The 13,320-nt window shown below is 67.7% G+C and carries 12 protein-coding genes; 4 read left to right on the forward strand and 8 right to left on the reverse strand.

Annotated elements, in window-relative coordinates:
* Positions 1-16 precede the first annotated feature (16 nt).
* The 3 genes from BLS34_RS19375 to BLS34_RS19385 are packed head-to-tail and all read right to left on the reverse strand — an operon-like array spanning position 17 to position 2,657.
* A complete protein-coding gene (locus BLS34_RS19375; protein WP_093152958.1) occupies positions 17-1,399 on the reverse strand; it encodes a metallophosphoesterase family protein in 1,383 nt (460 codons plus the stop codon).
* A complete protein-coding gene (locus BLS34_RS19380; protein ID WP_093152961.1) occupies positions 1,396-1,725 on the reverse strand; it encodes a hypothetical protein in 330 nt (109 codons plus the stop codon). Before BLS34_RS19380 ends, BLS34_RS19375 begins: the two co-directional genes overlap by 4 nt.
* A 23-nt stretch (positions 1,726-1,748) precedes the next feature.
* Complete coding sequence (locus tag BLS34_RS19385; protein WP_093152963.1) at positions 1,749-2,657, reverse strand: EamA family transporter; 909 nt, start codon at positions 2,655-2,657, stop codon at positions 1,749-1,751.
* A gap of 101 nt (positions 2,658-2,758) precedes the next feature.
* On the opposite strand from BLS34_RS19385, the gene BLS34_RS19390 reads away from it, so the two are divergent.
* Positions 2,759-4,045: an adenylate/guanylate cyclase domain-containing protein gene (locus BLS34_RS19390; protein WP_093152966.1), complete on the forward strand. Its 1,287-nt coding sequence runs from the start codon at positions 2,759-2,761 to the stop codon at positions 4,043-4,045.
* On the opposite strand, the gene BLS34_RS19395 is transcribed toward BLS34_RS19390, so the two are convergent.
* The 4 genes from BLS34_RS19395 to BLS34_RS19410 form a co-directional block, all read right to left on the reverse strand.
* A complete protein-coding gene (locus tag BLS34_RS19395; RefSeq protein ID WP_093152968.1) occupies positions 4,042-5,553 on the reverse strand; it encodes a 3-hydroxyacyl-CoA dehydrogenase in 1,512 nt (503 codons plus the stop codon). The two genes, BLS34_RS19390 and BLS34_RS19395, sit on opposite strands and share 4 nt — an antisense overlap.
* Positions 5,554-5,556: 3 nt before the next feature.
* Positions 5,557-6,765 carry a 3-oxoadipyl-CoA thiolase gene (gene pcaF / locus BLS34_RS19400; RefSeq protein WP_028795054.1) on the reverse strand — a complete coding sequence of 403 codons (1,209 nt, stop codon included), beginning with the start codon at positions 6,763-6,765 and terminating at the stop codon, positions 5,557-5,559.
* A gap of 76 nt (positions 6,766-6,841) precedes the next feature.
* The gene (locus BLS34_RS19405; protein WP_028795055.1) at positions 6,842-7,846 is read right to left on the reverse strand and encodes a zinc-dependent alcohol dehydrogenase family protein; all 1,005 of its coding nucleotides are present in this window, start codon (positions 7,844-7,846) and stop codon (positions 6,842-6,844) included.
* A 122-nt stretch (positions 7,847-7,968) separates the two neighbouring features.
* Entirely contained in the window at positions 7,969-8,562 is a 594-nt protein-coding gene (locus tag BLS34_RS19410) for a TetR/AcrR family transcriptional regulator (RefSeq protein WP_093152971.1), read from the reverse strand.
* 140 nt (positions 8,563-8,702) lie between these two features.
* Here BLS34_RS19410 and BLS34_RS19415 point away from each other — a divergent pair, with 140 nt between their 5' ends.
* Positions 8,703-9,107: a RidA family protein gene (locus BLS34_RS19415; protein ID WP_093152976.1), complete on the forward strand. Its 405-nt coding sequence runs from the start codon at positions 8,703-8,705 to the stop codon at positions 9,105-9,107.
* Here BLS34_RS19415 and BLS34_RS19420 read toward each other — a convergent pair whose 3' ends face one another.
* Positions 9,108-9,989, reverse strand: a complete 882-nt coding sequence (locus tag BLS34_RS19420) for a beta-keto acid cleavage family enzyme (RefSeq protein WP_028795058.1) — start codon at positions 9,987-9,989, stop codon at positions 9,108-9,110. It lies immediately after the preceding gene.
* A 122-nt stretch (positions 9,990-10,111) separates the two neighbouring features.
* Between BLS34_RS19420 and BLS34_RS19425 the strand changes: the two genes are divergently transcribed.
* Complete coding sequence (locus BLS34_RS19425) at positions 10,112-11,269, forward strand: TAXI family TRAP transporter solute-binding subunit (RefSeq protein ID WP_093152980.1); 1,158 nt, start codon at positions 10,112-10,114, stop codon at positions 11,267-11,269.
* 33 nt (positions 11,270-11,302) lie between these two features.
* Positions 11,303-13,288: a TRAP transporter permease gene (locus tag BLS34_RS19430; protein ID WP_028795060.1), complete on the forward strand. Its 1,986-nt coding sequence runs from the start codon at positions 11,303-11,305 to the stop codon at positions 13,286-13,288.
* Positions 13,289-13,320: the final 32 nt, after the last annotated feature.

Consider the following 13,320-nt stretch of genomic DNA (forward strand, 5'->3'; position numbering starts at 1 on the left):
GCTCTTCGTCCGTTGCCTAGATTTCACCCTGCGGCGCGTGGGCCGTCCAGACCCGAAGTTCGGAGCCGAGGAACGGGCGGTCGGCGGCGGAGACCGCGGTGTGGCCGACCGTCCAGGCGGTGACGGGCGCGACGCGCTCCAGTCCCTGGGCCGAGGCCCCGCGCAGGGAGGTCCAGGGTGCGGCCTCGTCCCACCGCCAAAGCAGGCCGCCGGGTCCCATCGCGCCGTGCAGGGCGATCTGAATGTCGAAGGGCTGGCCCGGCGGCAGCGGCGGGCCGTACCAGGTATGGGGACTGCGGCCCGGCGCCGAGCCCAGCACCACCAGCAGGCGCTGGTCCGGACCGGCCAGACCGATCCACAGCGGCGGCACGGCGTCGTCCCCGGCGCTGCCTTCCACCAGTGTCTGGGCCCGGGCCGCGCCGCCGGACGCGTGCCCGCAGATCCGCCAGCACCGAACGGAGGCGTCCAGCGGCCCATCGGCGATCCGAGTGTCCGCCACCGGCCCCGCCGTCATCTCCTGCCACCAGACGACCGGCGGCAGGATGGGAGGCCAGGACAGCGCCTCGCGCAGGGTGCCGCTGTCGTCGACCGCCCGGAACCGGAAGCCCCGGTCGTCCAGCGCCGCCTGCAGCGCATGCAGATACTCCACGCCCTCCGGCATGCGGTGGGCGGTTCCAGCACCGGCGGTCGTCACCTGCAGCACGCCCTGATGCACCTGAACGTCGAAGGCCAGGATATGGCTGCACAGATAGGCGACCACCTCATGGCGCACCAGGATCCGCCAGAACGCCTCGGCATGGGGCGGGCCGATCTCGCGCTGGAAGGGACCTTCGAACCCGTTCACGGGGAATACGGGATGATGGCCGATGACGAGCTTGTGCCGGGCATCGGCATGGTCGGCGAGGGTGGCGTCCAGCCAGGCGGTCTCCACATGCCCCTCGCCGCCGAGGCCCGACCACAGGGTGTGCACGAAGACCATCAGCAGATCGCCGCGCCGCACGAAATAGGACAGCCCCTCCTGACCCGGCGGGCCGTTGCGCGGCAGATGCGCCATCACCTCGGCGAAGACCCGCTCGCTCATGGGGTCGTAGGTCGTGTGGTTTGCGGTGGTGTGGAACATCGGGATGCGGTCGCGGTCGAGCCAGGCCATCTCGACCTCGAACCAGTGCCGCCATTGCGCCCGCAGGGCCGCCTCGTCGCGCGTCAGGCCGATGATCTCGTCGCCCGGAAAGATGATGAACTCGGGCGCGGGCGAGAACCGGCGTACCACCGAATTCACCCGCTCGAAATTCGCCTCGTGCCGTCCGCCGGGCTCGCCGGCGCAGGCATCGCCGTAGATCACGAAGCAATGGCCCTCACCCCGTGGCTCCAGGGCAGGGATCGCCGGATCGGAGGTCATCGCGACGGGCGGTCGTCGTCGTCCTCGTCGTCATCGGACTCCCGTTCCAGGCGCCGTTCGACCGTTTCCCGGGCCACGGTTTCCGCCTTGATCCGGCGCTGCCGCTTCCACAGCTCGATCACGTACATCAGGAAGCCGAAGATCACCCCGGCGAAGAGGTCCTGGGTGATCAGTTCCTCGCTCAGCTCGCGCGGCGGCTGAAACACGCCGTTAAGCTGCATCACCAATAGCAGCCCGGCGAAGACGATGCCGTTCACGACGCCCCGGACGGCGGGGCGTTGCCAGAAAGTCGGCGGCGGAGTGTCGTTGTTCTGTGCGTCGCTCATGACGGCACTTTAATCGGCAATGCTCATCTGGCAAAGACCAGCAGCACGACAATGCCGACAGCGACCAGGCTCATGCCGATCATCTCGCGCAGACTGGGCCGCTCCTTGAACACCAGGATCGAGACCGCGATCGCCAGCACGAACTCGATCTGCCCCACGGCCTTCACATAGGAGGCCCGCTCGATGGTCATCGCCGTGAACCATCCCGCCGATCCGAGCGCACTGGTGAAGCCGACGAACACGGCCGCCTTCCAAGCCTTTGCGATGGCCCCGATCTCCCAGGGCCGGGTGACAGCCACGTAGGTCCCGAGCCCCAGGGTCTGCAGCACGATCACCGCGACCAGGGTCATCGACGCTGTCGTCATCACGTCGGCATCGCCGAGCGACAGGCTGGCCTGGCGCAGGAACAGCGAGGCCAGGGCGAAGAACAGTCCGGAGAGCAGACCGATGCCGGCCGCCCGGTTGAAGGCGGAGGCCAGCAGCGAGCCCAGCCCAACGCCCTGCCGCGCCAGGCTGATCAGCATCACACCGGCGCCGCTGACCAGGATCGCGGTCCAGCCGGCGGCGTCGATCGCCTCGCCGAACAGGGTGGAGCCGAGAATGGCGGTCGGGATCGTCTCGGTGCGGGCGTAGGACGAGCCGACGGCGAAGTTTCGCAGGCCGAACAGCATGACCAGCAGCACGGTCGCCAGGATCTGCGCCACCGCCGTGCCGGCGCACCACACGAAGAACTCCAGATGGACCTCCGGCGCCGGTGTGGTGCGCTGGCCGAGCGCGTAGGCCATGTAGCCGATCGCGAACGGCACACCGAACAGGAACCGGACCCAGCTTGCGCTCCAGGCGGACATGGAGCCCGCCAGATGCTTCTGTCCGGCGTTGCGGGCCGTCTGCGCGAAGGCGGCGAGCGCGGCGATGATCGCCCAGATTGGCATGGTTGGTCCTCCCACCCGCGAGCCTAGCGGCCCGCATCCATCGGGGAAGCCGCGAAATTCGCCATGCTGGATTGCGGTTTAAGCGCTATAGGCTCACCGCCATGAAATCGCGCGACGAGGGTGTGGGGGGCGAGCGGCTGCGTCAGGCGGCCAACCAGGGGCTGCGCCTGGCGATGCTGGGACGCGGCATCGCGCTCGCCATCGCCGCCGCCTGGCCGCTGATCTTCTCCACCCAGGCGATCCTGATCAGCGCCCTGATGGCCCTGTCCGCGCTGGCCGGACTCGGCTACCGGCGGCTGATCGGCTCGGAACACGACCATCCGATCTACCGCTACCTGATCTTCACCGCCGACATCCTGATGGTCGGCGCGATCTTCGTCTTCCTGCCGCTCAGCCTCAGCGAGGCGGTACCCCAGCACTTCGCCTTCCGGTCCTACGGCATCCACTATTTCCTGCCGGTCCTCGGGGCAGCCGCGCTGTCCCTGTCGCCGAAGCTCATCCTGTGGTGCGGCGGCGCCATCGTGGCGACCTGGGCGGCGGCGTTCTACTGGATCACGGCGAGCCTGGAGAACCCGCTGCAATGGAGCGATCTCGGCGCGCCCCATTCCTATAGCGAGCTGCTGCTGAACCCGGATTTCGTCAACACCGGCGGACGGGTGGAGGAGTCCATCGCGATCCTCATCCTGACCGCGCTGATGGCCTTCGCCGTGCACCGGGCGCGTCGGGTGGTGGCGCTCTGGATCCGCTCGGAAACCGGGCGACAGCGGATCACCGGCCTGTTCGGCCGCTTCGCCCCGCCGGAGGTGGTCGCCCGACTGGCCGAGAGCGACGCCACCCTGGAGCCGAGCAAGCGCGAGGCGACGGTGCTGTTCACCGACATCGAAGGGTTCACCACCCTGTCGGAAAGCCGGACGCCGGACGTGGTGCTGGCCCTGCTGAACACCTATTTCGAGCGGGTCGGCGCCATCGCCGCCCAGCGCGGCGGGGTGATCGTCAACTTTCAGGGCGACGGCCTGCTGATCGCCTTCAACGCGCCGGCCGACGTGCCGGACCACGCGGCGGCGGCGCTGGAAACCGCGACCGCGCTGCTGGCGGCGATCGAGACGGAGACCTTCAACGGCGAGCGCATCGCCATCCGCATCGGCGTCCATACCGGCGAGGTCGTTGCCGGCATCGCCGGTAGCCGGGAGCGCCAGACCTACACGGTCTACGGCGACACGGTGAACGTTGCCGCCCGGCTGGAGGAACTCAACAAGGAGCACGACACCCGGCTGATGGTCAGCGCCGAGACGGCGAAGGCCGCCGGGGGTGCCGGCGGCCTTCGGGATCTGGGCGAGGTTTCCGTGCGCGGACACGCGGCCGGCGTTCGGGTGTTCGGCGGCCTCTAAGCCGTCTGATGCGCTCCCAGTCCCAGCAGCGCCCGGCGGCGCAGCCATAGGGACGGACGATAGCGCGGGTCCCGGGTCGCGTCGTGGATCGCCGAGAGGATCTCGTAGGTCCGCTTCACCCCCATCTGCTCGGCGATCTCCAGCGGGCCGAGCGGGTAGTTCAGGCCGAGCTTCATCGCCGTGTCGATATCCGACGGCGTGGCCAGCGCGATCTGCGCCATCTCGCAGCCGAGATTGGCGATCATCGCCCGCATGCGCTGCAGGATGAAGCCGGGGCTGTCCTGGATCACCGTCGGCGCGACACCGGCCTTCGCGAACGCCGCCGCCACCGCGTCGCGATGCGCCGGATCGGCCGCCGGCGCGGTCATCAGCGTGATGCGCTTGGAGGTGTCGCCGGTGGTGTCGATCGCCACTAGGCGAGTGTGGTCGGTGCCGGTGCGCGCGGCGAAGCCGGTGGCGTCCTCGCCGTACAGCGCGGCGACGACGGGCATCGTGCCGTCGTCGTTACGCACGTTGAGCCCGGCGCGTTCCAGCAGTTCGGCCAGCGCCTCGTCGCCTTCGGTGGCGACGGCGACGGTGGTCGCGGGGGCCGCATCGGTGACGTGGTCGGGGCTCGGCGGGTCGATCACCTGGCCCTTGTCGTCGTAGCGGAAATGGCCCTGGCCGGTCTTGCGGCCGAACCGCCCGGCCTCGGCCAGCGCGCGGTGCAGCGGCGTGGTGCGCAGGCGCGGATCGTTGAGGAACTGCTCGAACACGATCATCGAGACCGGATAGTTCACGTCGATCCCGGTCAGGTCCATGAGCTGGAACGGCCCCATGCGGAAATGGCCGCAGTCGCGCATGACCGCATCGACCTGGGCCGGGGTCGCGACGGCCTCGTGCTCCAGATGCAGGCCCTCGGTGGTGAAGGCCCGGCCGCCGAGGTTGACCAGGAAGCCGGGGCTGTCCTTGACCACTACCGGCGTGCGGCCGAAGCGCTCGCCGACGGTGACCAGCTTCTCGATCACCGCGTCGTCGGTCGCCGGACCCTGGATGATCTCCACCAGCCGCATCAGCGGCACCGGATTGAAGAAATGCAGGCCGGCGATGCGGCCGGGATGCTTGCATACCCGGGCGATCGAACCGATCGGCAGGGACGAGGTGTTCGACGCGATGATCGCATCCTCGGCCACCACGCCTTCGATGGCGGTGAACAGGTCGCGCTTGACCTCGATGTCCTCGAACACGGCTTCCACGACCACGCCGCAGGGGGCGAGGTCCTCGATGCCGTTCGAGACCACCAGCTTGTCCTTTATCGCGGCGGCGGCATCGGCCTCCAGCGTGCCCTTCTCCACCAGCCGGTCGAGCCGGGCGATCACCTTCTTCGCGCCGGCCTCGGCGCCGCCCACCATGGCGTCATGGGCGACCACCTTCATGCCGCCCTGGAGCGCAACCTGGATGATGCCCTGGCCCATGGCGCCGCAGCCGACGACGCCGATGACGAGGTCGCGGGAGGTCACATCCACCATCGGTCAGACCCTCTCGATGATCACGGCCATACCCTGGCCGACGCCGACGCACATGGTGCACAGGGCATAGCGGCCGCCGGTCTCCACCAGCGTCTCGGTCGCGGTCTGGATCAGCCGGGTGCCGCTGGCGCCCAGCGGATGGCCCAGCGCGATGGCGCCGCCATTCACGTTCACCCGGGGATCGTCGTCCTTCAGGCCGAGCTCACGCATGCTGGCGAGCACCTGGCTGGCGAAAGCCTCGTTGAACTCCATCACGTCCATGTCGTCGATGGAGAGACCGGCGATGCGCAGAGCCTTCTGCGACGCCGGTGCCGGGCCGATGCCCATGATGCGCGGCTCCACGCCGGCAGCCGCCGCGGCGATGATCCGGGCCCGCGGGGTGAGGCCGTGCTTCTTGGCGGCGGCCTCGCTGGCGATCAGCATGGCGGCCGACCCGTCGTTGACGCCGCTGGCATTGCCGGCGGTCACCGAGCCGCCTTCCTTGCGGAACGGCGTCCCGAGCTTGGCCAGCTTCTCCAGGGTGGTGTCCGGGCGCGGATGCTCGTCGGTATCGACCACCGTGACGTCGCCCTTGCGGCCCTTGATCTCGACCGGGACGATCTCCTTGGCCATCCGGCCGCGGGCGATGGCTTCACCGGCCTTGCGCTGGCTGTGATAGGCGAAGAGATCCTGGTCCTCGCGGCGCACCTGATACTTCTCGGCCACGTTCTCGCCGGTCTCCGGCATGCTGTCGGTGCCGAAGCGCTTCTCCATCTCCGGATTGACGAAGCGCCAGCCGATGGTGGTGTCGTGCATCTCGGCGGTGCGGGCGAAGGCGGTGCCGGCCTTGGCCATCACGAAAGGCGAGCGGGTCATGCTCTCCACCCCACCGGCGATGGCGAAGTCGCCCTCCCCCGTCTTGATCTGCCGCGCCGCGTCGGCGACGGCCATCATCCCCGAGGCGCAGAGCCGGTTCACGGTGACGCCCGGCACGCTGGCCGGGATGCCGGCCAGCAGCAGCGCCATGCGGGCGACGTTGCGGTTGTCCTCGCCGGCCTGATTGACGCAGCCGTAGAACACCTCGTCCAGCGCTTCCCAATCCGCCGACGGATTGCGCTCCATCAGGGCCTTCAGCGGGACGGTCGCCAGATCGTCGGTACGAACCTGGGCGAGCACGCCGCCGTAACGCCCGATCGGCGTGCGGACGGCGTCACAGATGAAGGCCTCGGTCATGGTTTCCTCCGGGAGCGGGTCTTTTTTCGACCCTTGATGTGCCATGCAGGTGGGGGACGGTCAATTGACCGGGGTTTCAAGCGGTGATGACGATCTTGCCGAAATGACCGGCCGCCTCCATGGCGCGATAGGCGGATTTCGCATCGTCGAAGGCGAAGGTCTGGTCGATCACCGGCTCCAGCCTGTGCAGCGAGATCGCCGCGTTCATGTCGGCAAACATCTTCGACGATCCGACATAGATGCCCTGTACCTTCAGGGACTTGCGCATGATCAGGGTGGGATTGATCTCGCCGCCGGTCAGCACGCCGATCAGGCCGATGGACCCGCCGACCCGGGTCGCCGCGATCGAGCGCGCCAGGGTGCCGGCCCCGCCGACCTCCACCGTGGTGTCGGCGCCGACACCGCCGGTCAGGTCCAGCACCGCGTCCTGCCAGTCCGGCGTGGAGCGGTAGTTGACCGTCTCGTCGGCGCCCATGGCCCTGGCCCGCTCCAGCTTCTCGTCGCTGGACGACGTCAGGATCACCCGCGCGCCCATGATCTTGGCGAACTGCAGCGCGAAGATCGACACCCCGCCGGTACCGAGCAGCAGCACGGTCTCGCCCGCCTTCACCGCGGCGACCTCGGCCAGGGCGTGCCAGGCGGTCAGCGCCGCGCAGGGCAGCGTCGCCGCCTGTTCCAGCGAGAAATGCGCCGGAACCGGGATCACGCCGCCGGCCTTCAGCACCACCTCTTCGGCCAGCACCCCGTCCAGGGCGCCGCCCAGCGCGCTGTTCATCACATCCACCGAGCACGGCCCGGCCGGCCAGTCCTGGAAGAAGCAGGAGGCGACCCGATCCCCCACCTTGAGCTTGGTCACGCCCGCGCCGACGGCGGTGATCGTGCCGGCGCCGTCGGAATTCGGGATGCGCGGATAGGGCAGGTTGCGGGCCTTGGGATCCTTGATCGTCATCAGGTCGCGGAAGTTGATCGAAGAGGCGGCGATCTTCACCCGCACCTCGCCCGGGCCGGGCTCCGGCGTGGCGACGTCGGCGAGGTTGAGCGCGTCGACGCCGCCGTCTGAAACGATCTGCCAGGCTTTCATGATCACTATCCTTCAGTGGGGGAGATCCGCCCCCGAACAGGGCGGCGGCCATACGAGCCGTCTATTCGGTTTGGCGCGAGCATTCAGCATTCACCCTGCAGCCGTCAACGCACCCGCGGCCCTCACGTCGGATCGGCCAGCAGCCCGGTGGCGAGGTGGCGGAACGTGTCGACGGCTCGCGGCAGGACTGCCGGCGGGTCCTCGCTGGCCGCAATCCACAGCGCCGCATTGAGTGCAGCGCCACTGAGGAGCCGGGCCGCCGCTTCCGGATCCACGGGTTTCATCACGCCCTCGGCGATGAGCTGCTCCACTGCCGTCAGTGTCACCTGCAGACACGTGTCCTGGCTCGGCCACTGGGAGGGATCGCCCAAAACCGCCGGTCCGTCGAGGAGGACGATCCGCCGGACCTCCGGGTTGAGCGCCATCTCTATATAGGCTTCGGCCTCGGCGAGCAGCGCATTCCACCCGGTCGCCTCGCGGGCGCCTATGTCCTTCGCCCGGGTCGCCATCTCTGTATCGATCTGGCTGACCACCGCCGCGAACAGCCCGCGCTTATCACCGAAATTGTGATAGAGCGCGCCCCGCGTCAGGCCCGCCGCCGCCGTCAGATCGTCCATCGACGCGGCGGCGTATCCCTTCTCGGCAAAGGCCTTGCGGGCCGCCGCAATCAGCGCCGCCCGATTCTTCTCCATCGTCTCGATCCGACGGGTAGCCACGGATCTGTGCCTCCATTTTCACATACGCTGCGTATTTCGATTGACATACGGTACGTATATCACCAATTCACATACGAAGCGTATCCCAAATTCCAAGCCACCGGGAACGCCTTTCCTTCACCTTGCAAAGGACGTCTGCCATGCCCCGCGATGCCATCTTCCCCGCCGGTCGCCACGCCCTGTACGACAATCACGGATATTCCGCCGCGATCCGAGCCGGAGATCTGCTCTTCGTCTCCGGCCAGGTCGGCAGTCGGTCGGACGGCACGCCCGAGCCGGAGTTCAAACAGCAACTCCGTCAGGCCTTCGACAATCTCGGCGCCGTATTGCAAGCCGCCGGCTGCACCTTCGACGACGTGATCGACGTGACGACGTTCCACACCGACCCGGAGACGCAGTTCGACGACGTCATGGCCGCTAAGGCACGCGTCTTTCCCGAAGCACCCTTCCCGACTTGGACGGCAGTCGGTGTGACCTGGCTGGCGGGTTTCGATTTCGAGATCAAGGTCATCGCCCGCCTGCCCGAGAGTGCCCGGGCCTCCTGATCACCGCCCCTTGATGGAGAAGATCTCCCGCGCCTCGTCCGGCGTGGCGACCTTGGAGCCGAGCGCCTCGACGATGGTCACCGCCCGCTCCACCAGCGCCGCGTTGGACGGGGCCAGCACGCCGCGGTCGAGGTAGAGATTGTCCTCCAGCCCGACCCGCACATGGCCGCCCAGGATCACCGCCTGGGCGGCCATCGGGAACTGCATGCGGCTGATGCCGAAGCCGGACCAGATCGCGCCGTCCGGCAGCAGGCTGGCGAGATAGGTCATGGTCTCCGCCGTTGCCGGCGCGCCCCAGGGGATGCCGAGACAAAGTTGGAACATCGGCGGCGCGTCGACCAGCCCCTCCTTGACCAGTTGGGCCGCCAGTCGGGCGTGGCCGGCGTCGAACACTTCCAGTTCCGGCTTCACGCCGCTGTCGCGGATGCGGGCCGCCATCTCGCGCAGATGGGCGGGTGTGTTCATGAACACGTGCTCGCCGAAATTCATCGTCGCGATGTCCAGGGTGCACACTTCCGGGCGGAGCTGGTCGATGTGGTCGACCCGTTCCTGCGGCGATTTCAGCGTGGTGCCAGGGGCCGGCACCATCGGGTCCTGGGTACCCGGGATGTAGCGCGCACCGGGGCCGGTGGTCAGGTTGAGGACCAGCTTGGAGCCGGCGTCGCGGATCCGCTCAACCGTCTCGCGGTACAGGGCCGGGTCCATCGACGGCTTGCCGGTGGCCGGATCGCGCACATGGATATGGGCGATCGCCGCACCGGCCCGCTCCGCTTCCAGCGCGGAGGTGGCGAGCTGTTCCGGGCTGACCGGAACCGCGGGATTCTTGTCCACCGTGTCGAAACCGCCTGTGAGCGCGCAGGTGATCACCGTCTTCTCGTTCATCCCATCCTCCCGAATCGGCGCCTGTTATGCGCGCGCTTGTATACCATCTCTCAATCGGCATACTCCCCCGAGGAGGAGTTGGGAAACAACCCGACCCGATCAAAGAACAGACGGAGGAAACGATGGAGATTTCACTGCGGACCCGCGCGGTCGCCGCGATGGCTGGCGCTGCCGCCCTCACCTTTGCCGGTGTGGCCGCCGCTGAAACCAAACTGCCCAGCACCCTGACCTGGACCGCCTACGACACAGGCTCCTCGGGGCATGCCCAGTCGGTTGCGATCGGCAAGGCATTCAAGGAGAAGTACGACGTCAATCTCCGGATTCTTCCGGGCAAGAACGACGTCTCGCGTCTGCGCCCGCTGCAGGTCGGCAAGGTCGAGGCGGTCGCCAACGGCGTCGGCACCTACTTCGCCCAGGAAGCCGTATTCGGCTTCGACAAGCCGGATTGGGGTCCGCAACCCCTGCGCCTGCTCATGTCATCCAAGGGCAGTGCCGGCCTGATGGTCGGCGTCGCCGAGGACACCGGCGTCAAGGAATACAAGGATCTCAAAGGCAAACGGGTTGCCTGGGTGAAGAGCGCTCCGGCCCTGAACCATAACGTCACCGCGATCCTGGCCTTTGCCGGGCTGACCTGGGACGACGTGACCAAGGTCGAGTTCGCCGGCTTCGGTGCGTCCTGGGAAGGCATGACCAACGACCAGGTTGATGCCGCCTTCGCGATCACGGTCTCCGGCTCCACCAAGTCGGTCGCGTCAAGCCCTCGCGGCCTGGTCTGGCCGGCCCTGCCCTTCGACGATACCGAAGGCTGGAAGCGGATGATGGCCGTCGCCCCGTACTACACCAAGAACACGGTCTCGGCCGGCACGAACATTCCTAAGGAAGGGATCGACGGGCAGGCCTATCCGTATCCGATTCTGACCGTGCGCTCGGACATGACCGATGAACTGGCGCAATCGATCACCGAGGCGATGCTCGAGACCTACGACATGTTCAAGGACGGCGCGCCGGGTGCCGCCGGCTGGGCGCTGGCCAACCAGACGTTCGAATGGGCCGTGCCGTATCACGACGGCGCAATCGCGGCATTCAAGGGTGCCGGCGTGTGGACCGACGCCATGCAGGCGCACAACGATACGCTGGTCGCCCGCCAGAAGGTCCTGATCGATGCCTGGACCTCCTACAGCAAGGACGCGCCGTCCGATGAGGACGCCTTCGTCGAAGGCTGGGCCAAGGCCCGGGTCGCCGCACTCGAAGCCGCCGGCTTCGATCCGGTGATCCGCTGATCTAGGGCGCAACTTACAGAGAAAGGCTCGCAGATGAGCGAGCCCATCATGAACACCTCCGCCGGGGGTGACGCGGTGACGGATACCATCCGTCACCGCGTTCTCACGCCCGGCTGGACCGTGGTGATCATGGCGATGACAGCCGCCGCCGTTCTGCTGTCGATCTACCAGCTGTTCAACATCGGCTCGATGGTCGGCTGGGTGATCCTGGACCTGTCCTACCTGGACCTGATGGTGGCGCTGCTGCTGCCGATCGTGTTCCTGGTGTTCCCCATGCGCCCGAGCGACAAGAACCGTCGGACGCCACCGATCTACGACCTCGCGCTCTTCGCCGGCACCTTCGTGCTGGGATGCTACCTGGCCTGGATCGCGGTGCCCGCGGTCGAGGGCGGCTGGGAGTATTTCGCGCCCGCCTCTGCCCGCATCCTCGGCTTCGTGCTGTGGGCGCTGATGATCGAGGCCGTGCGCCGCACCGGCGGTCTCGCGCTCACCATCATCGTGCTGATCTTCTCGTTCTACCCGCCTTTCGCGGAATCGATGCCCGGCCCCCTTCAGGGCGCGCAGCAGTCGCTCTGGGAGGTCAGCCAGTATTACCTGTTCTCGTCGGAAGCGATCTTCGGCATTCCCATGCGGGCCTTCGGCAAGCTGGTGATCGGCTTCGTGATCTTCGGCGTCGCCCTGCAGCATACCGGCGCCGGACGCTTCTTCATCGACCTCGCCTTCGCCCTGCTCGGCAACGTGCGCGGCGGCGGTGCGAAGGTCGCGATCTTCTCATCCGGCCTGCTGGGTTCGATGAGCGGTTCGGTGATCACCAACGTTCTGACCACCGGCCGGCTCACCATTCCGGCGATGCGGCGCACGGGCTTCGGCAAGGAGACCGCCGCCGCGGTGGAGGCCTGCGCGTCCACGGGCGGCGTGCTGATGCCGCCGGTGATGGGGGCCACGGCCTTCGTCATGGCCTCGTTCCTGAACGTCCCCTACATCGAGATCGCCGTCGCCGCGGTGATACCGTCGCTGCTCTATTATCTCGGCCTGTTCCTGCAGATCGACGCCTATGCCGCCCGCAAGAGTCTCAAGGGCCTGCCGCGCGAGGAGTTGCCGAAGCTCGGCGCCGTGTTCCGGCGCGGCTGGCATTATCTCTTCGCGCTGGTGCTGCTGGTCTATCTCCTGCTCTACATGAAGCAGGAGGCGCTGGCGCCGTACTACGCGACAGCGGTGCTGCTGATCGCCAATCAGATCTTCGGAAAGCGGCTCGGCTGGAGCGATCTCAAGCACTTCCTGTACGAGACCGGTCAGGTGCTGGCCGAGCTCGTGGCAATTCTGGGCGCCATCGGGCTGATCATCGGCGCCCTCTCGGTGACGGGCCTGGTCGGCTCGATCGCCACCGACCTGGTGCTGCTGGCCGGCGGCAACGTCTATGCCCTGCTGCTGATGGGCGCGGCGACGAGCTTCATCCTCGGCATGGGGATGACGGTCACCGCGGCCTATGTGTTCCTCGCCATCGTGCTGGCTCCGTCGCTCGTGACGGCGGGCCTGGACCCGATGGCCGTGCACATGTTCATCCTGTACTGGGGAATGCTGTCGTATATCACACCGCCGGTGGCGCTCGGTGCCTTCGCGGCGGCGACGATCTCCGGGGCGACGCCGATGCAGGCCGGATTCTCGGCCATGCGGCTCGGGTCGATCATCTACTTCATCCCGTTCTTCTTCGTGCTGGAGCCGGCATTGATCCTGAATGGGGCGCCGATGCAGATCGCCGTCGTGCTGGCGAGTGCACTGGCCGGGGTACTGCTGATCGCCTCCTCCACCCAGGGCTACCTGATCGGCTACGGCACCTTCGGCGACGGGGCGATGGCCATGGCCGTGCGCGTGATCGTCTTCGCCGGCGGCGTACTGTTCGCCTTTCCCGGCAGCGAGGACATGGGCATCGGCCATTGGGACGCGGTGCTTGCCGGTGCCGTCATCGCGGCGATCGGGCTCGGCTTCGGCCTGCTGACCCGCAAGTTGGCTCCGGGGTAAACCGGCCCCCGGTCATTTCCAGCAGACCCTGA

The organism is Thalassobaculum litoreum DSM 18839, assembly GCF_900102465.1.
GTDB lineage: Bacteria > Pseudomonadota > Alphaproteobacteria > Thalassobaculales > Thalassobaculaceae > Thalassobaculum > Thalassobaculum litoreum.